Annotated in this window: 13 protein-coding genes; 8 read left to right on the forward strand and 5 right to left on the reverse strand. The window is 73.9% G+C overall.

Going from position 1 to position 19,447, the window contains the following annotated elements:
• Positions 1–70: 70 nt before the first annotated feature.
• Complete coding sequence (locus OHB04_RS08800; protein WP_326807229.1) at positions 71–4,195, forward strand: hypothetical protein; 4,125 nt, start codon at positions 71–73, stop codon at positions 4,193–4,195.
• Between the two features lie 132 nt (positions 4,196–4,327).
• Here OHB04_RS08800 and OHB04_RS08805 read toward each other — a convergent pair whose 3' ends face one another.
• From OHB04_RS08805 to OHB04_RS08815, 3 genes are all read right to left on the reverse strand, one after another.
• A complete protein-coding gene (locus tag OHB04_RS08805; RefSeq protein ID WP_326687102.1) occupies positions 4,328–5,461 on the reverse strand; it encodes a glycerate kinase in 1,134 nt (377 codons plus the stop codon).
• Positions 5,462–5,705: 244 nt separating this feature from the next.
• Positions 5,706–7,139, reverse strand: a complete 1,434-nt coding sequence (locus tag OHB04_RS08810; protein WP_326687103.1) for a phytoene desaturase family protein — start codon at positions 7,137–7,139, stop codon at positions 5,706–5,708.
• A gap of 26 nt (positions 7,140–7,165) precedes the next feature.
• Complete coding sequence (locus OHB04_RS08815; protein WP_326687104.1) at positions 7,166–8,011, reverse strand: inositol monophosphatase family protein; 846 nt, start codon at positions 8,009–8,011, stop codon at positions 7,166–7,168.
• A gap of 121 nt (positions 8,012–8,132) precedes the next feature.
• On the opposite strand from OHB04_RS08815, the gene OHB04_RS08820 reads away from it, so the two are divergent.
• The 7 genes from OHB04_RS08820 (at position 8,133) to OHB04_RS08850 (ending at position 17,500) form a co-directional block, all read left to right on the forward strand.
• Positions 8,133–8,885 (forward strand): SIR2 family NAD-dependent protein deacylase, encoded by a 753-nt coding sequence (locus OHB04_RS08820; protein WP_326807230.1) that lies wholly within the window; start codon positions 8,133–8,135, stop codon positions 8,883–8,885.
• A 5-nt stretch (positions 8,886–8,890) separates the two neighbouring features.
• Complete coding sequence (locus OHB04_RS08825) at positions 8,891–9,796, forward strand: aminoglycoside phosphotransferase family protein (protein ID WP_326807231.1); 906 nt, start codon at positions 8,891–8,893, stop codon at positions 9,794–9,796.
• 202 nt (positions 9,797–9,998) lie between these two features.
• On the forward strand, positions 9,999–10,751 hold the full coding sequence (locus tag OHB04_RS08830) for an SDR family NAD(P)-dependent oxidoreductase (protein ID WP_326687107.1): 753 nt from the start codon (positions 9,999–10,001) through the stop codon (positions 10,749–10,751).
• Between the two features lie 159 nt (positions 10,752–10,910).
• Complete coding sequence (locus OHB04_RS08835; RefSeq protein WP_326687108.1) at positions 10,911–11,993, forward strand: hypothetical protein; 1,083 nt, start codon at positions 10,911–10,913, stop codon at positions 11,991–11,993.
• Positions 11,994–12,125: 132 nt separating this feature from the next.
• The gene (locus OHB04_RS08840; RefSeq protein WP_326687109.1) at positions 12,126–12,923 is read left to right on the forward strand and encodes a HEAT repeat domain-containing protein; all 798 of its coding nucleotides are present in this window, start codon (positions 12,126–12,128) and stop codon (positions 12,921–12,923) included.
• A 199-nt stretch (positions 12,924–13,122) separates the two neighbouring features.
• Entirely contained in the window at positions 13,123–14,187 is a 1,065-nt protein-coding gene (locus tag OHB04_RS08845) for a lipoate--protein ligase family protein (protein ID WP_326687110.1), read from the forward strand.
• A 58-nt stretch (positions 14,188–14,245) separates the two neighbouring features.
• Positions 14,246–17,500, forward strand: coding sequence for an ATP-binding protein (locus tag OHB04_RS08850; RefSeq protein WP_326807232.1), 3,255 nt, complete (start codon positions 14,246–14,248; stop codon positions 17,498–17,500).
• On the opposite strand, the gene OHB04_RS08855 is transcribed toward OHB04_RS08850, so the two are convergent.
• Both OHB04_RS08855 and OHB04_RS08860 read right to left on the reverse strand, forming a co-directional pair.
• Complete coding sequence (locus OHB04_RS08855; protein WP_326687112.1) at positions 17,481–18,299, reverse strand: ABC transporter permease; 819 nt, start codon at positions 18,297–18,299, stop codon at positions 17,481–17,483. The two genes, OHB04_RS08850 and OHB04_RS08855, sit on opposite strands and share 20 nt — an antisense overlap.
• Positions 18,296–19,264: an ATP-binding cassette domain-containing protein gene (locus OHB04_RS08860; RefSeq protein ID WP_326687113.1), complete on the reverse strand. Its 969-nt coding sequence runs from the start codon at positions 19,262–19,264 to the stop codon at positions 18,296–18,298. Before OHB04_RS08860 ends, OHB04_RS08855 begins: the two co-directional genes overlap by 4 nt.
• Between the last annotated feature and the right edge of the window lie 183 nt (positions 19,265–19,447).

Consider the following 19,447-nt stretch of genomic DNA (forward strand, 5'->3'; position numbering starts at 1 on the left):
GACGGGCGAGCACGGTTGCTCGGTGAGGCGTCGTTGCCGCGCTGTCAGTCCCACCTGAAAAGATCCGGGAATGACCAGCAGCACAAACACTCCCGTCCCGCTCCCGGCCAACCACCGCGTCTCCCAGAGCTACGCCGACTGGGCGCGCACGCAGGATCCAGGATCCGAGCACACCGCGGTCGAAGTACTCGACAAGGCCGAGCGGAAGCGGGGGCGGATCCTGGAAAAGCCCGGGCGGTTCGTGGACGACATGGAAGGTTTGGCCCGCGGTCTCCCGGCCGCCCATCTGCCCTGGTTCTGGGACACCATCGGCCACTGGCTGCTGGCGGCGCACCGCCGCTCCGCCGCCCGTGCGTACGGCCAGGCGCGCGCCGCCGAACGCACTCACCGGCTGCCCGTCGACCCCGGCTGGCGGCAGGTGAACGTACTGCTGTTCGCTCGGTTCGGCGCCCTGCCCGCCACCGAACTCAGCGGCCATCACGGGTGGCTCGCCGACATCCTCGAACCTGCTGACGCGCACCGCGAGTTCACGCGGGTGCTGACCTCCTGGGCGGCGTCGCCCGGCGAGTTCCCCGCCGACCTGGCCCGCCGGGTCCGCGAATCGGCCCGCGCCGCCGGCCTCGGCGCCGAGGAGGAGGCCCGGGTGCTGGGCGGACTGCTGGCCGCAGGCCGCGGCAAGGCCGTACCCGACCGGCTGCTCGACGCAGCCGCCGGACCGCTCACCGCGCACCCGCCGGCGGACGACCAGGCCACCGCACTCCTTGAGCTGTTCCCCGAGTCGAAGAACGACGCGGCTGCCTGGCTGCGGCTGCTCATCGGCTGCGGCGCCGCCGACGCCGCAGCCGCCGGCCGGATCGCCCCCGAGGGCGGCCTCGGCGACTGGCTCCGCCGCTACGCCGCCGGCTATTCGCACCGCACCGTCGCCGGCGGCGGTGTGACCCGCCAGCCCATGCCGACCGAACTTCTCGATCTGGTGGGCCGGTTCGCACCGCTGCTGCGGGCGTCCGACACCCCCGTCCCGCTGCACGAGGACCGCTACCGGTGGCCCCACCTGGACGCCGACCTGCTCGACCTCTGCCTCGCCGAGGGCATACCCGTCGAGGACCCCGGCCCCGCCGTCCGTCTGGAGTTCTGGGGCGAGCGCTCGCAGCGGGACCTCAAAGCGCTCGCCGCCGACCCGGTGTTCGGGCCCCGGCTGGAGGGCACCGTGCACGCCGGCCTCCGCACCAGCGGCGGCACCGCCATCACCCGGCTCCCGCACAACCCGGGCGTGGCCACCGAGGTGCACGCCCGGGTCGAGAAGCTGCTGGAGGCCCTGCGCGACGGCGGACTCGCCGCCGCCGACGAGGCCGTCGAGGAACTGCGCGACCTCCTCGACCGGCCCACCGCTGTCGCCCTGGACGGCATCGAGGAAGCCCTCGAAGCCCTCGACCTCACCGGCCCGCTGACCCGCGCCCTGCGCGCCGGACTGCCCGAGGAGCTGGGCTGGCCCGCCCTGGAGCAGGCACTCGCCGAGTTCCGGCCCGACGAGACCGTGCACGTCACGTGCACCTGGCCGGTACTCACCGTGTACGGGGACGCACGCGTCATCGCCGTCGATCACGCCGGCCGACGCGGCGACCACAGCCTGGAGCTGCCAGGCGCCTCCCGCTCCCACACCGCGCACTGGGTCGGCGACCGGTTCCTCGTCGCCTGGAACGAGGAACACGAGGACGAGTGGCACAGGAGGGCCTACTGGTCCGACCGGGCCGGCGAGACCTTCGTACCGGAGGAGACGTACGGACTGCGCCCCTACGGCGGCAGCATCCAAGGCGGCCTCGGCTACCAGTTCGAAACTCCCGACGCCGGCGGTCGGTTCGACGGCGAACGCGTCCTGCGCGCCGGTGGCCGCGAGGGCATCGGCCACCGCGACTACCAGATGAGCGACGGATCCGCCGTCTGGAGCTCCAAGGTGTTCGGCGAAGACCACGGCGGCTGGGCCCGCCTCGCCCCGGCCACCGGCGCCCCCACCGAAGACCGCACCCTGCCCGCGTTCCACCGCCCCGCCGAAACCCCGCCCGGGACCGAGCCCTTCACCGACCATCGGATCCTCGCCGCGCTGCCGCCAGGCGCCCCGCCCTCCCCGCTCGGCCAGGACGGGCGGCTCACCGGCTGCCGGGTCCGCTACCGCACGCCGTACGCCGGGCCGTCGCCCCGCGAATTCGTGCTGGAGACCATCGACGGCCGCACCGCCTCCTACCGCAGCCGCCGCTGGGGCCGACGCCCCTGGGGCGTCCTCGCCCTGCCGCTCGGCGGGGAGGACGCAGTCGTGACCGGCGAGACCACCATCCGCGGCCACGCCGCCGAGGACAACTCCCTGCTATGGCAGGTCCGCGGCTTCCCCGGCAGCAGAGACCGCTCCCCGGTACGCGCCACCTTCGGCGAGCAGGCCGGGCCGGTGCCGCCGCCCGCCTATTGGCACTTCCTCACCCCCCGTGACGAGGCATCCTCCCAGGCCCTGCGGGCCGTCACCGACGCCGCCGTCCGCCGGCTGCTGCACCCCGGCACCGGGAGCGACAATGACGGGCCCCACCCCCTGTCCGGTGTGACCGACCCGCGAATCCGAGAGGGCGTCGACCGCGCCGCCCGGCTCGCCGCCGACGTGCTGCGCCGCCGCCGGGAGCTGTCCCACCGGGTCGCCGTCATGCGGTCCGGGCCGGTCGTGGACCTGCCCGACCCGGCACCCGACACCCGCCTCACCCCCGCCCTGCGCGACCTGCTGCCAGACCTGTACCCCTACGAGGCACAGCCTCCGCAGCCGCAGCCCGCTCTCCTCACCGCGGTCGCCGCCGACGGCCGGCACCTGCGCGGGGAGATCGACGATGAGGTCCGGGTGCTCGCCCTGCCCGCCGCACCGCCCGAGTGGGCGGTACTGACCGGCAAGATCGACGCCGTGGCCTGGCGAGCCGCCTGCGCCGCCGCCCCCGACGAGGAGCGGCAGGCCCTCACCGCCCTGCTCGGCGTATGGAGCCGGCAGCCGTTCGCCGAGGCCGGCAGCGCCTGGCGGACCGGCCGCGCCCCCGAAGAGCGGATCGCCGAACTCCGCGCGAATGGCGCCACTGTGGCCTCCGGGCCGGTCCGCAGCGGCCTCGCCCCCTTCCTCCAGCGCGCCGCCGACCCGGCGCCCGCCGACGCCGAGGAGTGCGAAACCCACACCATCGCCGGTGACGACGCCATCCGGCTCCCCCGCCTGCTGGCGCTGCTCGCCGAGCACGGCCCGCTGCCGGTGCCCGAAGAGGCCGTGGATCTGTTCCGCTGGCGCACCGGAGTGCCGCGCCCCACCGCCGCCCTGGTCCTCGACGGATTCCCCGGCAGAGACGACTACGACGAGCACCGCAAGCTGCTCCGCGCCAAGCCGTACAAGGCGGACCGGGCCGCCGTCCATACGTACGGGGAGTTCCGGGGGCGGCTCGGCACAGTCGGCCGGCGCACCGTGCTCGCGGCGGCCCTGCCCGCCGACCCGGCCGAACTGTGGGCGCCGGGGGGCATGACCGCCGCCGCGGACCGAATGGCCACCGCCTGGGCCGGGCTCCTCAACACCGGCCCGTACATCGACGACGGCAGCCACGCCGCCGCCCTCGCCGCAGACCGCGGCCTGCCCGAGACTTGGGCTGCGGCCCTGCTCACCGGCCGCGTCCCGGAGCCCCTGGACGCCGACGGGGCGCGGGCCACCACAACGGCCGCCGCCTGGGCGCTCACCGACCGCCCGGTCGGCGACCCGGCCGCAGCGGGCGCCCGCACTCTGATCGACCGGCTCACGGACGCCCCCGGCGTCCCCGCCGATCTCCTCGCCGCCCTGCGCCGGCTGGCGGACCGATCCGCCACCACCCCGGTCCCGCCGGGCCAGTACGAGAACAACCCGCTGGTCAGCGTCCCGGACCTGGTGGACGAGGTCGCGGCATCCCTCGGCGTCGGCCGCGACGCTGCGGCCCTCCACCTCCAGACGCACGCCCTCGACCGGCCGGCCGATCGCACCGTCCGTCGCTGGAACATGTGGACCCTCGGCCACCACCGCGCCGTCCGCAAGGAACTCATCGCCGCGAAGGCACCCCGTCCCGCGCCGTCCGGCGCGGCGGACGCGCGGCCGGCGATCCCGGCCCCCGTCCACGAACGGTTCGCCCTCTCCTGGGCGGAACAGCAGCCACGACAGGGCTAGGACCGTGACCGGCAATGTTCGCCCCGTCAAGGAGCGTCGTCCGGTGGGTGCGATCGCGGGGCGGCCGGAAGTCCTCGGACGGGGTCTCCCCCGAAGACGTTGTCGGTGCCGCTGGGCTGGCTGCCCCTCGGCTCAGAGGTTCTCTTCGGCGAGGCGGGCGGCCAGCTGTTCCAGCAGGGGGCCCGCCTCGGCGACGCAGCGGGCGACGTCGGGCTCGATGTCCGTCAGGGCGTAGGCATGCTCGATGCCCGCGGCGTTCAGCTCCTTCTTGCCGATGGCGAGCCGCCCGCAGACGGCCAGCACCGGCTTGCCCGCGCTCCGCGCGGCAGCCGCGACACCCGCGGGTGCCTTGCCGTGCAGGGTCTGCTCGTCGAGCGACCCCTCGCCGGTGATGACGAGCGAGGCCCGCTCGATCGCTTGGGCCACGCGCAGCTCCTCCATGAGGATCTCGATGCCGGGGCGGAAGCGCGCCCGCAGGCCCACGAGCGCCGCGAAGCCGATGCCGCCCGCGGCCCCGGCGCCGGGCGAACCGGCAGCCTCCGTCTCGCCGAGGACCTCGGCGAAATGGGTGAGCGCGGCGTCCAGCAGAGCCACGTCCTCCTCGCCCGCGCCCTTTTGCGGGCCGTAGACGGCCGCGGCGCCCTTGGGGCCCGTGAGGGGGTTGTCGACGTCGCTGGCCAGGATGACCTCGACGTCCTTCAGGCGCGGGTCGAGGCCCGACAGGTCGGCGGAGACCAGCTCGCGCAGGCCGCCGCCGCCCCACGGGACGGAGTCGCCGTCCCGGTCGAGCAGACTCGCGCCCAGCGCGTCGAGCATGCCGGCGCCGCCGTCGGTGGTGGCCGAGCCGCCGACGCCGAGGATGACGGTGCGCGCGCCCGCGTCCACGGCGGCCAGCAGCAGCTCGCCGACGCCGTAGGTGGTGGCGGTCAGCGGGACGAAGACCTCGGGCGGCAGGTGCTGGAGTCCGGAGGCTTCGGCCATTTCCACGACGGCGGTGTCCCCGCGCAGCGCGAAGGCCGCCGTGACCGAGGCGCCGAGGGGGCCGGTGACCTCGGCCTCGTGCCGTTCGAAGCCGTTCGCGACGGCTGCCGCCACGGTGCCGTCTCCCCCGTCCGCGACCGGCAGGGACTCGATCTCCGTCTCCGGGCGTGCCGTGTGGATTCCGGCGGTGACGCGTGCGGCGACCTCGACGGCCGTCAGCGATCCCTTGAACTTGTCCGCGGCGATCAGCACGCGCGCCGGTGTGGTCCGCGCCGTCGTAGTCATGGTTCTGCCCCTGGGGTCTGTCTTGCGTTCGAACAGGCAGTCGCGCCTGTGCGACCCTATCTGCCCGGCTGCTCGCTCGACCATGGGCCGGGGCCGGGCGGCCCCTTGACGGGGGACTTGCTCCGCGCCCGTATCCGGACCCGATTCCGTCGCAATCGCCCCAAAGCGGGGCGACATGACCGCCGATGCCGGGGGCGAGATCTGACGGAGCGGTTCCAGCCCGCGGTCAGACCTGTCAGGCCGGTCAGGCCGCCGCGCGGCGCAGGCGGCGCCACACCGCGCGGGCCGCGTGGTGGCCGGCCATGCCGTGGACGCCGGGTCCGGGGGGCGTGGCCGAGGAGCACAGGAACACGGAGGGGTGCGCCGTCTCGTAGGGGACCCGCTTGAGCTTGGGCCGGATCAGCAGGCGCAGCCCGGCCGCGGAGCCGCAGGCGATGTCGCCGCCGACGTAGTTGGCGTTGCGGGCCGCCAGCTCGGGCGGACCCGCCGTCGCGCGGGCGAGGACGCGGTCGCGGAAGCCGGGCGCGAAACGTTCGAGCTGACGCTCGATCGCCTCGGTCGCATCGCCCTCCCAGCGCGCCGGCACATGCCCGTACGCCCAGAAGACGTGCTTGCCCTCGGGCGCCCTGGTGGGGTCGACGAGGGAGGGCTGCGAGGTGATGAGGAACGGCTTCTCGGGGGCGCGCCCGCGCACGACCGCGTCGCGCATGGCGGTGTTGATGTCGTCGATGGTGGGGCCGACGTGTACGGTCCCGGCGCGCGCGGCCTCGGGCGAGGTCCAGGGCACGGGGCCGTCCAGGGCGTAGTCGATCTTGAAGACGCTCGCGCCGTAGCGGACGTTGTCGTACGCGCTGCCGAGCCCGGCGATCCGGGCGAGGGCCGTGGGCGAGGTGTCGAAGATGTACGCGCGCGCGGGCGGGAGTTCGTCCAGGCGCTTGACCTCGGTACCGGTGTGGATCGTGCCGCCCAGGGCGCGCAGATACCCGGCCAGCGCGTCCGAGATGGCCTGGGAGCCGCCGCGCGGGACGGGCCAGCCGTGGGCGTGCGCCGCGAGCGCGAAGACGAGCGCGGGCGCCGTCATGAACAGGTTGCCCATCGGGGCGATGACGTGGCCGGCGAGCCCGGCGAACAGCGCGCGGGCCTTCTCGTCCCGGAAGCGCGCCCTGGTCCATGTCACCGGCTGAAGTCCGGTCAGGCCGAAGCGGACGAGCTGGACGGGGTCGTACGGGAAGCGTCCGTTGAGGGCCGAGCCGTAGCCGAGGAAGTCGGCGGCGAGGCTGTCCCAGCGGCCGGTGAAGGGCGCGACCATGCGGCGGTAGGCGCCCGCGTCGCGGGGGCCGAGGGAGGCCGCCGTCTCGCCGATGGAGTGGGCCAGGACAGCGGCCGAACCGTCGGGGAACGGGTGCGCCATGGCGAGTTCTGGGTGCAGCCACTCCAGGCCGTGGTCCGCCAGCGGCATGCCGCGGAAGGCGGGTGAGCCCGCACCGGTGGGGTGGACGGCGGAGCAGGGGTCGTGCCGGAAGCCGGGGAGGGTCAGCTCCTCGGTGCGGGCGCCGCCGCCGACGGTGTCCTTGGCCTCGAACAGCTCGACCTCGAAGCCGCGGCGGGCCAGTTCGACGGCGGCGGTCAGGCCGTTGGGCCCGGCTCCGACCACGACCGCGTCCCGGATCGATGGCACTTTCGGCTCCCCTCGCCCGCCCCTGCTCACAGAGGGCTCGTGTCGCTTCCGTCACGCAGGAGCCCCACCATACGCCGGGCCACCTGGGCATCACGTGCGGCGGTGAAGGGCAGTGCGTTGCCGCCCGCGAGGCGGAACGGCACCCCGTCGACGGTGCCGCTGGCACCGCCCGCCTCGGCGACCATGAGCAGCCCGGCGGCGTGGTCCCAGGCAGCCTCCCAGCTGTAGGCGACCGCGTCGAGGTCCCCCGCCGCGACGGCGAGATACTCCAGGCCCGCCGAGCCGGTGGGGCGGGGCGCGACGCCCTCCGTGCGCAGTCGGCGCAAGGCGCGCTCCTGGGCCTCGTCGGTGAAGTCGGGGTGGGAGACGGCGACGCGCAAGGTGGCGCCCGGCGCGGGGGAACCCGCGTGCAGGGGCTCGCCGTTGAGCAGCGCGCCGCGCCCGCGCCGGGCCACGGCGGTGCGGCCGAGCGCGGGCGCGTGGATCCACGCGGCGAGGGTCTCCCCACGCTGGGCGAGGGCGACCATGGTGCAGAACCCCTCGTCACCCGCCACGAACTGCCGGGTGCCGTCGATGGGGTCGATGATCCATACGGGCGCCTCCTCCTCCAGCGCCTCGTAGGAGGACGGGTTCGCGTGCACGCCCTCCTCGCCGACGACGGCGGAGCCGGGCAGCAACGCGGCGAGCGCGTCGGCGAGTTGGCGCTCGGCCCGCTGGTCGGCGACGGTGACCAGGTCGTGGCTGCCGGTCTTGGTCGTGACCTCGTCCTCGGCCAGTTGCCGCCAGCGCGGCATGACCTCGTCCTCGACGGCGGCACGGACCGCCCGTTCCACCGCCGCTGTCAGCTCGTCCGTCGGTTCGTTGTCGATCACACGCCCATGGAAGCACGGACCGGGGCGGGATCCGGCCAACCGGGTTCCTGCGGGGGTGGTCTGAAGGGGTGCCCTCGTCCGACGGCCGGGGCGGGGCCCGGGACCGGCTTACGCTGGGGTCATGGGTGCACCGAAGAACGCGCCGCTGGTGGCCGTCCTGAGCGGGGCCGGGATCTCCACCGACTCGGGTATCCCCGACTACCGGGGGCCGCAAGGGATGTGGCGGCGGGACCCGGAGGCGGAAAAGCTCGTCACGTACGAGTACTACATGTCCGACCCCGACATCAGGCGCCGCTCGTGGCGGATGCGCGGCGAGAGCCCCGTATGGCGCGCGCGGCCGAACGCCGCGCACGCCGCCGTCGCGCGCCTGGATCGCTCCGGTGCGCCCGTACGCGTCATCACCCAGAACGTGGACGGCCTGCACCAGGCAGCGGGGGTCCCGGACCGCAAGGTCCTGGAGCTGCACGGCAACGCCCGCACCGTCCTGTGCACGGTCTGCGGTGCGCGCTCGACGATGGAGCGTGCGCTGGAGCGGGTGGCGGCGGGTGAGGAGGACCCCGCGTGCGAGGAGTGCGGCGGCATCCTCAAGTCCGCGACGGTGATGTTCGGCCAGCAGCTCGACTCCGAGGTGCTGACGCAGGCCGTGGCCGTCACCAAGGCGTGTGAGGTCTTCATCGCCGTGGGCACCAGCCTCCAGGTGCAGCCCGCCGCCTCACTGGCGGGCCTCGCGGCGGAGAACGGCGCCCGGCTCATCATCGTCAACGCGGAGCCCACGCCCTACGACCCGCTCGCCGACGAGGTCGTGCGCGAGCCCATCGGCGAGGCCCTGCCGAAGCTGCTGGAGGGGCTGGAGCCCTCCGGCGCGGCAGGCTGAGCGGGATGACACGGCCTCCTTCGGCCGACACCGTGCGCCGCCTCGTCGACCGGGTGCTCGCCGGGGATCCCGAGAAGGAGCGGCGGATCGAGCCCGTCCACGAGGGCGGCGAACACGCGACATGGCGGGTGGGCGACCGCTATGTGCTGCGGCTGGCGCCCGACCGCGCGGCCTCCGCCCGCCAGCGCCGCGAGGCAGCACTGCGCGAGGCCGTCGCCGCGAAGCTGAGCGTGCCGGTGCCGCGCAGTGCGGCCACGGGTGAGTGGGACGAGGGCCGCACGTACACGCTCGACCTCGCGCCGGCAGGTGAATCCGCCGAGCAGCGGCCGGTGCCGGCGGCGGGCGAACGGGACCTGGCGGCACTGCTGTCGGGGCTCGCGGACTTCCCCGTACGAGAGGCGGAGGCACTCGGCGTGCCCCGCACCGCACCGCGACAGGTGACGGCGGTGTGGACGGGCGCGGAACGGGCGCGCGGGGCGGTACGGGGGCGCGAGGCCGAACTCGCCGCTCTCCGGCGGCTGGAGACCGTCCGCCCCGCGACGCCGGCCGCCGGGACGCCGACGGCGCTGGTGCACCACGACCTCAAGGGCGAGCACCTGCTCCTGACCCCGGCCGGGCGGGTGAGCGGGGTGCTGGACTGGACGGACGCGGTGCTCGGCGACCCCGCTGAGGACATCGCGGGGCTGGCGCTGTCGATCGGCGCGACGGCCGCGCTCCGGGTGGCCGCGAACGCGGGCTACGGCACCGGGATGTGCGCGCGGGCACTCCAACTGGTGCGCTGCGACACGCTCGTCCGGCTGGCCGCCCGGCTCGCCGGGGTGGACGACAGCCCTCTGCCGCTGCTGCGCACCCAGCGGGCGCGGGCATGGGAGACGACCCCGCTGGACGAGTCGGCCGCGGCCGTTTCCTAGGGGCGCACCCGCCGTTGCCCAGGGCCGCGCGAGGCATTTCGCAGGGCCGCACCATGCGTTGCCCCAGAGCCGCACCAGCTCGCGGCGCGCCGTGCGGCCCCGCCAGAAATGCCGCGTCCGGATCCCGCCAGCGTCGGCCGCCGTACCGCCGGAGGATTGAATCGTTCAGGCGGAAACCACGACGTATCGGCAGGTATTGACCATGTCCAGCAACTCCCCCACCCCCTCCCTGCACGGCAAGGTGGCCCTCGTCACGGGCGGCAGCCGGGGCATCGGCGCGGCCGTCGCACAGCGGCTCGCGGCGGAGGGGGCCCAGGTGGCGCTCACCTACGACACCAACGCGGAGCGGGCCAAGGAGACGGCCGAGCGCATCGAGAAGAACGACGGCCGGGCGTGGACCGTACGCGCCGACCTGACGGACGCGGAGTCGATCCGCGCGGCGGTGGACGGGACCGTCGCCGAGTTCGGCCGCCTCGACATCGTCGTCAACAACGCGGGTACGGGCACGGGCGGCCCACTGGAGGAGGTGGAGCTCGCGGAGCTCGACCGCGTGCTGACGGTCAACGTGCGCGGTGCCTACCTCGTGGCCCAGACGGCTGCCTCGCAGCTGGCCGAGGGCGGCCGGATCATCAACCTCGGAAGCTGCATCGCCGACCGGGTCCCCTTCCCGGGGATGACGCTGTACGCCACCAGCAAGGCCGCGATCACGGGCCTGACCCAGGGCCTGGCCCGCGAGTTGGGCCCGCGCGGTATCACCGTCAACCAGGTGGCGCCCGGCCCGACCGACACCGACATGAACCCCGCGAACGGCGAGGGTGCCGAGTCCCAGGCGGCCCTCACCTCCCTGGGCCGCTACGGCACCCCGGAGGAGGTGGCCCACACGGTCGCCCACCTCGCCACGGACGGCGCGAGCTACATCACGGGCGCGTCCTTCGCCGTGGACGGCGGAATCTGAACCGCCCCGCTGAGCTCGCTGAAAGCCCGTTGAAGGCCCCGCTGGACCCGTCAAAGGCCCCCTGAGCACCCCCGCCTTCTTGTGGAGGCGGGGACTCGGGCGATCATCATGACGGCGTTGTTGTCCGGACGATCATGATGTGCGTGGGCGGTGGTGAGCGTGGTGGCGGTCCTTCGGGCGACGAGGAAGCTGCTCGACAGGTATGCCGACGACCCGGCGAAGGTGACCGGGACATGGGAGTCGCGGGTCGTGGCGGTCGTACTGCGCCACGGGTCCCGGGCAGACGCGGAAGCGCTGCTCCCGCTCTTCGTCGACGACCCCGGAGCCCGCGAGGGCCTGCTTCCCGTGCTCGCCCGGCACGGAGACAGGACGCTCGCCGCACGCCTGCTGGAGGCAGGCACGGAATCGGGCCGCCTGATCGAAGGCGTTCCGGCCGAACTCCTGCACACGGTGGGCTACTTGGGGTACGAGCCCGCCGAGCGGATGCTGTGGGAACACGTCGAGGGCACGTACGAGGAAGACCCCTGCGACGAGGTCTCGTACGGGGAGGTCTCGTACGGGGAGGCGATGAGCGCGTGCCTGGGGTTGCTGCACCTGCCGTGCCAGGGTCTGCGGACCGGGATCGCCGCTGCTCTTGAGCGGCATCGGGGCTCCCCCTTCTTCCCCGAGTTCCTGCCGGCTCTGGCCACGAAGACGGGCGACCCGGCATGGCTGGGCAAGCTCCTCGAGTGGGGTGCGGGCGGCGCGTCCACGGACTGCAACGGCGGGCTGATTCTGGGCATCGCCCTGCACGGCGGGGCCGCACGTGCGGAGTTCACCCGGCTGTTGTGGGATCCGCGCTGGGAAGCCCACGGCGGGGGCACGGGAGCCGACCGCTGGGCGTACGCGGGTACGCGCGTGCTGGGCCTCGGCCTGCCGGAGCTGTATGCCGCGCTGCGGGCCCGGCTGCGGATGCGGCCCGGCTCCCCCGAGGCCGCGCGGCACGCCCTGGCCGTATTCACCGCGCTGTTGCGGCTGCGGGTGGCCCGGCCATGGCTCGGCGTGCGCCTGGCCGCCGAGCCGCAGGACACCTGCGAGGCCCTGTACGACCTCCTGTTCGAGTGGTCCTCCCCCGACGAGGACGACTCGCTGACCGGCCTGGCGCTGCGGGCACTCACCGCCGACGACCCCCTCCTTGCGAGCCTCTACGATGTGGCCCGGCGCCTGGACACCGAGGCGCGGCACGAGCTGGACCCGGTGTGAGCCGGGTGGAGGCCGGTATGAGCCGGGCGAAGGCCGGTGCGATCCGGGCGGAGGCCCGTGCGGCCCGGGTTGAGCCCGGCGGCGCGATGCCCGCGGGGACGCCCTGAAACCCATCACCTAGCATGCCAAGCCATGGCGATGTTCGTGCACTTGACCTCGGCGGCCAACGCGCCGCGCATCCGGCGCTCCGGGATCCGCGCGGTCAGCCGCGGGCAGGGCGAAGCGCGCGGGGTGTACTGCTTTCCGGTACTGCCGTCGTACACCCTCACCCACCAGTGGCTGCGCGAGCTGGCCCGTTCCGGCAGCCGGGGAGGGCTCGTCGCGGTCCATGTGCGGCTGGACGACGCTCAGCGGGTGCTGGTCGGGAGCTATTCGGATCGCGCGCGGGGGACCCAGACGGGCATCACCGCCGCCGAGGCGGTGCGGCGGATCGCGGCGCTGGAAGATCCGCGCGGGTGGGAGGTGTTCGTGCCCCGGGCGATCCGTCCGCGCGAGGTGCACAGGGTGCGGGCCGCGCCGCAGGTGGCGGGCTGGCGGTACTGGCCGAAGGCACACGGCGTCCGCCCCTGCACCTGCTTCGGGTGCCGGGTGCGCGGCGAGTACGGTGCGCGGCGCCTGCGCGAGCGGTTGCCGCATCCGCTGGACGGCCCGCCGCCGCCGGCGCGGGTGCTGCTCGCCAAGGTCGCGGCGGCCGGTGACCCCGGCGACCCGGCCGCGCTGCGGGAGGCGCTGCACTGGTTCGGGATGCGCCGACGGGGTCCGCTCGCCCAGCTGGGCCACCTCGCCGCTCACCCCGACCCGCGGGTGCGGGAGGAGCTGGTGTGGGCGGTCGCCCGCTGGTCGACCCCCGGGGTCGCGGAGCTGCTGGACGGCCTCGCCGACGACCCGGACCCGGACGTCCGGGAGGCGGTGGAGGCGATCCGCGAGTAGCACTGACCGGCCATCAGGTCCCTGCCGCTGACCGAGCGCCGGCCGCTCGGCTCTCCGCACGGGCGCTCTCCGCAGGAGCACTCTCCGCACGTGCGCTCTCCGTATCGGCACTCTCCCCACGGGCGTCCTTCGCACAGCGGAAGCCGGGAAAGCCGCGCGCTATCGTGAAGGCGGTCTGTGACGAGGAAGGCGGAGCGGCATGCACGGCGAGTACAAGGTTCCCGGGGGCAAACTGGTCGTCGTGGATCTGGACGAGCGCGATGGAGTGCTTCGCGACGTCCAGGTGGCCGGCGACTTCTTCCTGGAGCCCGACGAGGCGCTCTTCGCCATCACCCGCGCCCTGGAAGGCGCGCCCGCGACGACGGACGCGGAGGGCCTCACCCAGCGCATCAAGGCCGCGGTGCCCGACGACACGGTGATGTACGGCCTCAGCGCCGAGGGTGTCGCCATCGCTGTTCGCCGGGCACTCGCCAAGGCCACCGACTGGGCCGACTTCGCATGGCAATTGATCCACGAGGCCCCCCAGCCCCCCGCCCTGCACATGGCGCTCGACCAGGTCCTCACCGAGGAGGTCGCCGCAGGCCATCGCTCCCCGACCCTGCGCGTCTGGGAATGGGGCGCCCCCGCGGTCATCATCGGCAGCTTCCAGTCCCTGCGGAACGAGGTCGACCCCGAAGGCGCAGCCCGGCATGGCATCGAGGTCGTACGACGCGTTTCCGGCGGAGGGGCCATGTTCGTGGAGAGCGGGAATACGATCACCTACTCGCTCAGCGCCCCGGCGTCCCTCGTATCGGGCCTGTCTTTCGCCGACTCCTACGCGTACCTCGACGAGTGGGTGCTCGGCGCGCTGGGCGACATGGGTATCAAAGCGTGGTATCAGCCGCTCAACGACATCGCCACCGACGCGGGCAAGGTCGCCGGTGCGGCGCAGAAGCGGATGGTCGGCCCCGACGGCCACATCGGAGCCGTGCTGCACCACGTGACCATGTCCTACGACATCGACGTCGACAAGATGCTCGACGTCCTCCGCATCGGCAAGGAGAAGATGTCCGACAAGGGCACCAAGAGCGCCAAGAAGCGCGTCGACCCGCTCCGCCGCCAGACCGGCCTCGACCGCGAAACCGTCATCGACCGCATGATCGACTCCTTCCGCACCCGCTACGGCCTCACCCAAGGCCACGTCACCACCGACGAAATGGCCCGCGCGGAACACCTCGCCACCACCAAGTTCACCAGCCCCGAATGGACCGCCCGCATCCCCTGACCCCACCGGTTCGGCCCGCGAGGGGAGTCCGGGCTGCCGCCTTGGCTAATCTGCACGGATGACCACCGACCTGACCCTGCTGCCGCGTGTCGCCTATCGCGGACAGGAGGTCACCGCGCCCCGGATCCGCGGCCTCCTCGCGCTGCTCGCGGGCGACTTGCGCACCGGCTGCGGCACCGAGCGGCTGGTGGCGGGGCTGTGGCCGGACGAGTTGCCGGAGCGGCCGGGAAAGGCGGTGCAGGTCCTCGTGTCCAGGGCGCGGGCGCAGCTGGGCGCCGACGTCCTCGCAAGCACACCGACCGGATACCGGCTCGCCCTCGCCGAGGACCAGGTCGACAGCTCAGCCCTGCTGCTGCACGCCGCCGCGAGCGCGGACCGGGCCAGGGCCGGGGACCACGCGGGTTCGCTGGCCGCGGCCGAGGCCGGACTCGCGCTGTGGGAGGGCACCCCTGACGGGGCCGGCGGGCCCGGCGAAAGCACAGACCCCGTAGCCGCGTTGCGCACCGAGCGCGCCCCCGTCCGCGGCACGCTCATACGCGCGCGGGCGCTCGCGCTCGCCCGGCTGGGGCGGCACGCGGAGGCGGCCGGGCCGCTGGCCGTGGCCGCCTCGGAGCATCCGCGCGACGAGGAGGTGCTCGCCGAGCTGCTGCGCGGCGAGGCGGCGACGACGGGCCCGTCCGCCGCGCTGACGCGGTACGAGACGTACCGCCGTGAGCTGCGCGAGACGCTCGGCACGGATCCGGGCGCCGGGCTCAAGGCCGTACAGCGGGAGCTGCTGCGCGGCGAGGCGCCCGTGGTCCGGCGCGGCGTGCCGCACGAGCCGAACCCGCTGCTGGGACGGGACGAGGACATCGCGGCGGTGGAGCGGCTGCTGCGCGCCTCCCGCGCCGTCACCGTCGTCGGCCCCGGCGGCCTCGGCAAGACCCGGCTCGCGCACGCCGTCAGCCGCCAATGGGGTCTCCCCTGCTCGAGCGAAGCCGAGAGCTTGGGGAACGAGCAGCGCGTGGTGTATTTCGTGCCCCTCGCCGGCGTCCCCGTGGACGAGGACGTGGCCGCGGAGGTGGCCTCCGCGCTCGGTGCGGGCGAGGGGCGGCCGGCCGCCATGAGCGGCCATGCCCCGGCCGACCCGGTGTCCGGCATCCTCGGTGCGCTCGGCTCCGGGCCCGCGCTGCTGGTCCTCGACAACTGCGAGCAGGTCATCCGGGGCGCCGCCGACCTCGTACAGGCCCTGGTCTCGTCCTCGAAGGACCTGCGGGTGCTCGCCACCAGCCGGGCCCCACTGGGCCTCACGTCGGAGGCCGTGTACGCGCTGCCGGAGCTCCACCCCGCCACCTCGGCCGAGCTGTTCACGCAGCGGGCCCGGGCCGCCCGGCCCGGCGTGGAGCTGCCGCCGGACGCGGTGGGCGAGCTGTGCCGCCACCTCGACGGGCTGCCGCTCGCCGTGGAGTTGGCAGCGGCGCGGGTGCGGGTGTTGTCGGTGCCGGAGATCGCCCGCCGCCTCGGTGACCGGTTCGCGCTGCTGCGCGGCGGGGCGCGGGACGCACCGGAGCGCCACCGCACGCTGCACGCCGTCGTGGAGTGGAGCTGGAACCTGCTCGCTGAGGACGCCAGGGCGGCGCTGCGCACGCTGTCCGTCTTCCCCGGTGGCTTCGCCGGCGAGGCGGCGGAGCAGGTGCTCGGTGAGGATGCGCTGCTTGTGCTGGAGCAGTTGGCCGGTCAGTCGCTGCTCACCGTCGCCGACACCCCGGCCGGCATCCGGTTCCGGATGCTGGAGACCGTACGGGAGTTCTGCGCGGCCAGGCGCACGGAGGCGGGCGAGGACGAGGAGGCCGTCGCCCAATTCCTGGCCTGGGCACGGGACTTCGGGGTCGCGTACCACGGCTGGTTCTTCGGCTCGGAACCTTCCCCAGGCTCTCGGCTCCGCTCCCCCATTGCCGCCTGGGAGCGGATCAGGGCCGAGCAGGACAACCTCGTGCTGGCCCTGCGGCACGCCCTGGCCCGCGACGACGGCCCCGCCATCGCCGCTCTCACCGCCGTCCTGGCCGCCCTGTGGTCCACCGGCTCCAACTACCCCCGCCTCGCCGCCCTCGCCACGGACACCGGCCCGCCGCTGTCGCACTACCACCCCGAGCCCGAGTACGTCGAAGTCGCCCGCGCCGCAGCGGTGTTGTGCACGGCGAGCCTGTTCATGGGCTACGGCCCGCGCGCCGGACGCCACCTCGTCACCCTCCGGCGGCTGCCCCCGGCCCCGCCGGACACGCTGCCGCGGGCCATCGGGGTCGTGCTGAGCGCGGTCCCCGAGATGCTGCCTCCCGGCTACGACGTGCTGCGCGAACTCAGCGACAGCGAGCAGCCGCTGCTCGCCGGCACCGCGGAGTACATCGCCACCCTCGTCTGGGAGTCCGAGCACGACATAGACCGCGCGCTCGCCTCCGCTCGCCGGATGATCGCCGCACTGGCACCGGTCGACAACCCGTTCCTGCAAGTCATCGGCCACGCCCGGCTGGGCGAGCTGTGCTTGCAGACGGAGCAGGGCGAGGCCGCGTACGAGCACCTCAAGGCGGCGCTCGAGGCGCTGCCGCGGCTCGGCGACGAGCAGGACTCCATCGGCGTCCGCTGGGGCCTCGTCCTCGCCTGCCTGCATCGTGGCGACCCCGACGAGGCCGAGTACTGGCTGCGGCAGGCGGAAGGCGACAACCCGCAGCAGGACGCCTTCTCGAACCTCGACCTCGGCAGCAGCCGCGCCGAGATCGCGCTGACCCGCGGACTGACGGAGGTCGGACTCGGCCTGTGGCGCGGCGCCGTGGAACGGATGCCCGAGGCCGGCCCGACGCACAGCACCGACACCGACCCCTTCTTCGACCGGTGGGCGCTACAGCTCCAGTCGGCGGCGGTGACGGCGCACGCGCACGCCGGCCGTCTCGAACTGGTCGCAGGGCTGGCCGACCGGCTGCGGCAGCGGCTGCGGACCCTGCTGTCCGGCCCGTCCCCCTCGCCCATGGAGCTCCCTGTGTTCGGGACGGCGCTGCACGCGCTCGGCATGGCGGGGCTCGCGTCCGGCCGACGTGACCCCGACCCCGCCCCCGACCCCGCCGCTGCTGCCGCCGCCGTACGGATGATCGCGCTGGCTGAACGGCTGCGTGTGCTGCGCGACTTCCAGCCGACGATGTCGGCGGACCGCGCCCGGACGGCGGCCCGGAACGCCGACAGGGCGGCGTACGCCGACGCGGTGTCGGAGTACGCCGCCCTGGGGCGGGACGAGTTGCGGGAGGCAGCCCGCGCTGTCATGGCGGTTACTTCGGGTCGCGGTTGAACAACGACGTCGACCAGCGGTAGCCGAGCGCGGTCAGACCGACGCACCAGACGATCGCGATCCACCCGTCGTTGCCGATCTCGGTGCCGAGCAGCAGGCCGCGCAGGGTCTCGATGGCGGGGGTGAACGGCTGGTAGTCGGCGATCGGCTGGAACCAGCCCGGCATCGTGTCGGCCGGGATGAAGGCGCTGGAGATGAGCGGGAGGAGGATCAGCGGCATGGCCATGTTGCCGGCCGCCTCGGGGTTCGGGCTGGCCATGCCCATCCCGACCGCGATCCAGGTGAGCGCCAGGGCGAACAGCGCGACCAGCCCGAACGCCGCCAGCCACTCCAGGACCGTGGCGTCCGTGGACCGGAAGCCCATGGCCAGGGCGACGGCGCCCACGAGAACCACGCTCATCACGCACTGCAACACGGTGCCGACGACATGCCCGACGAGCACGGAGCCGCGGTAGACCGCCATCGTACGGAAGCGGGCGATGAGGCCCTGGGTCATGTCCATGGAGACGGACACCGCGGCCCCGATCACGGTGCTGCCGATGGTCATCATCAGCAGGCCCGGGACGATGTAGGCGATGTACTCGGAGCGGTCCGCGCCGCCGCCGCCGATGCCCGCGCTCATCACGTCTCCGAAGATGTAGACGAAGAGCAGCAGCATCATGATCGGCGTGAGCAGCAGGTTCAGGGTTCCGGACGGGTAGCGCCACGCGTGCAGCAGATTGCGGCGCAGCATCGTGTTCGAGTCGCGGACGGCGAGGGAGATCCGGGTCGGGCGGGTGGGGGCCATAGGGGCACTCATCGGACGTTCTCCTTGGGCTGGTTGGGGATGTTGGCCGGGCCGGTCAGGGCGAAGAACACGTCGTCGAGGTCGGGGGTGTGCACGGTGAGTTCGTCGGCCTCGATGCCGGCGGAGTCCAGCCAGTCGAGGATGGCGCGCAGCTCGCGCTGGCTGCCGTCGCTGGGGATCTGTAGCGACAGTGCCTCGTCGTCCCTGGTGACCTCGCGCAGGGCGACGGCGGCGGACTGGTACGCGGCCGGGTCGGTGAACCGCAGCCGCACGTGGCCGCCCGGGATGAGCCGCTTCAGCTCGTTGGCACTCCCCTCGGCGGCGATCTTGCCGTCGCTCAGCACCGCGATACGGTCTGCGAGCTCGTCGGCCTCCTCCAGATACTGAGTGGTGAGGAAGACGGTGACGCCGCCGGAGACGAGCTCGCGGATGATCTGCCACATGTTGTGGCGGGAGCGCGGGTCGAGGCCGGTGGTCGGCTCGTCGAGGAAGATGATCCGCGGGTTGCCGACCAGCGTCATGGCGAGGTCGAGGCGGCGCTTCATGCCGCCGGAGTAGGTGGAGGCGGGCTTCTTCGCGGCCTCGGTGAGGTCGAAGCGCTCAAGGAGTTCGGCGGCGGTGCGGCGGCCTTCGCTGCGGGAGAGGTGGTGCAGGTCCGCCAGGAGGAGCATGTTCTCCTCACCGGTGATCAGGCCGTCGACTGCGGAGAACTGCCCGGTGACGCCGATCGCGGCCCGCACGGCCTGCGGGTCGGCGGCCAGGTCGTGGCCGCCGACGTGCAGGTCGCCGGCGTCGGCGGTGATGAGGGTGGAGAGGATCTTGACGGCCGTGGTCTTGCCGGCGCCGTTGGGGCCCAGGAGGGAGAAAACCGTACTCTGCGGCACGGCCAGGTCGATGCCGTCGAGGACCTTTTTCTCGCCGTAGGCCTTGTGCAGCCCCTTGGCTGCGATGGCGGGTGCGTTCGATGTCGTTGTCATGCCCCACAACTTGCAGCGGGGCGGTTTCAGCGCGGATTCAGCACGGTTTCAGCGCCCTGGAACCGAGCGGCGCAGGACAGTCCTTCCGTGGTCCATGTTCAGCCCTGAAGCACGAGAGCACCTCGTCGACCGCGCGAGGACTGGGTCCTCCCGGCACCCGCCCTGCTCCGAACACGTCCTCGC

It is taken from the genome of Streptomyces sp. NBC_01775 (genome assembly GCF_035917675.1).
In the GTDB taxonomy this organism is placed as follows: domain Bacteria; phylum Actinomycetota; class Actinomycetes; order Streptomycetales; family Streptomycetaceae; genus Streptomyces.

What these genes read in the sequence shown, in the direction of transcription:
- OHB04_RS08845 (WP_326687110.1), top strand. Translation starts at nt 13,123, where the DNA reads ATGCACGGCGAGTACAAGGTTCCCGGGGGCAAACTGGTCGTCGTGGAT.
- OHB04_RS08820 (WP_326807230.1), top strand. Translation starts at nt 8,133, where the DNA reads ATGGGTGCACCGAAGAACGCGCCGCTGGTGGCCGTCCTGAGCGGGGCC.
- OHB04_RS08800 (WP_326807229.1), top strand. Translation starts at nt 71, where the DNA reads ATGACCAGCAGCACAAACACTCCCGTCCCGCTCCCGGCCAACCACCGC.
- OHB04_RS08830 (WP_326687107.1), top strand. Translation starts at nt 9,999, where the DNA reads ATGTCCAGCAACTCCCCCACCCCCTCCCTGCACGGCAAGGTGGCCCTC.
- OHB04_RS08850 (WP_326807232.1), top strand. Translation starts at nt 14,246, where the DNA reads ATGACCACCGACCTGACCCTGCTGCCGCGTGTCGCCTATCGCGGACAG.
- OHB04_RS08825 (WP_326807231.1), top strand. Translation starts at nt 8,891, where the DNA reads ATGACACGGCCTCCTTCGGCCGACACCGTGCGCCGCCTCGTCGACCGG.
- OHB04_RS08855 (WP_326687112.1), bottom strand. Translation starts at nt 18,299, where the DNA reads ATGAGTGCCCCTATGGCCCCCACCCGCCCGACCCGGATCTCCCTCGCC.
- OHB04_RS08805 (WP_326687102.1), bottom strand. Translation starts at nt 5,461, where the DNA reads ATGACTACGACGGCGCGGACCACACCGGCGCGCGTGCTGATCGCCGCG.
- OHB04_RS08860 (WP_326687113.1), bottom strand. Translation starts at nt 19,264, where the DNA reads ATGACAACGACATCGAACGCACCCGCCATCGCAGCCAAGGGGCTGCAC.
- OHB04_RS08840 (WP_326687109.1), top strand. Translation starts at nt 12,126, where the DNA reads ATGGCGATGTTCGTGCACTTGACCTCGGCGGCCAACGCGCCGCGCATC.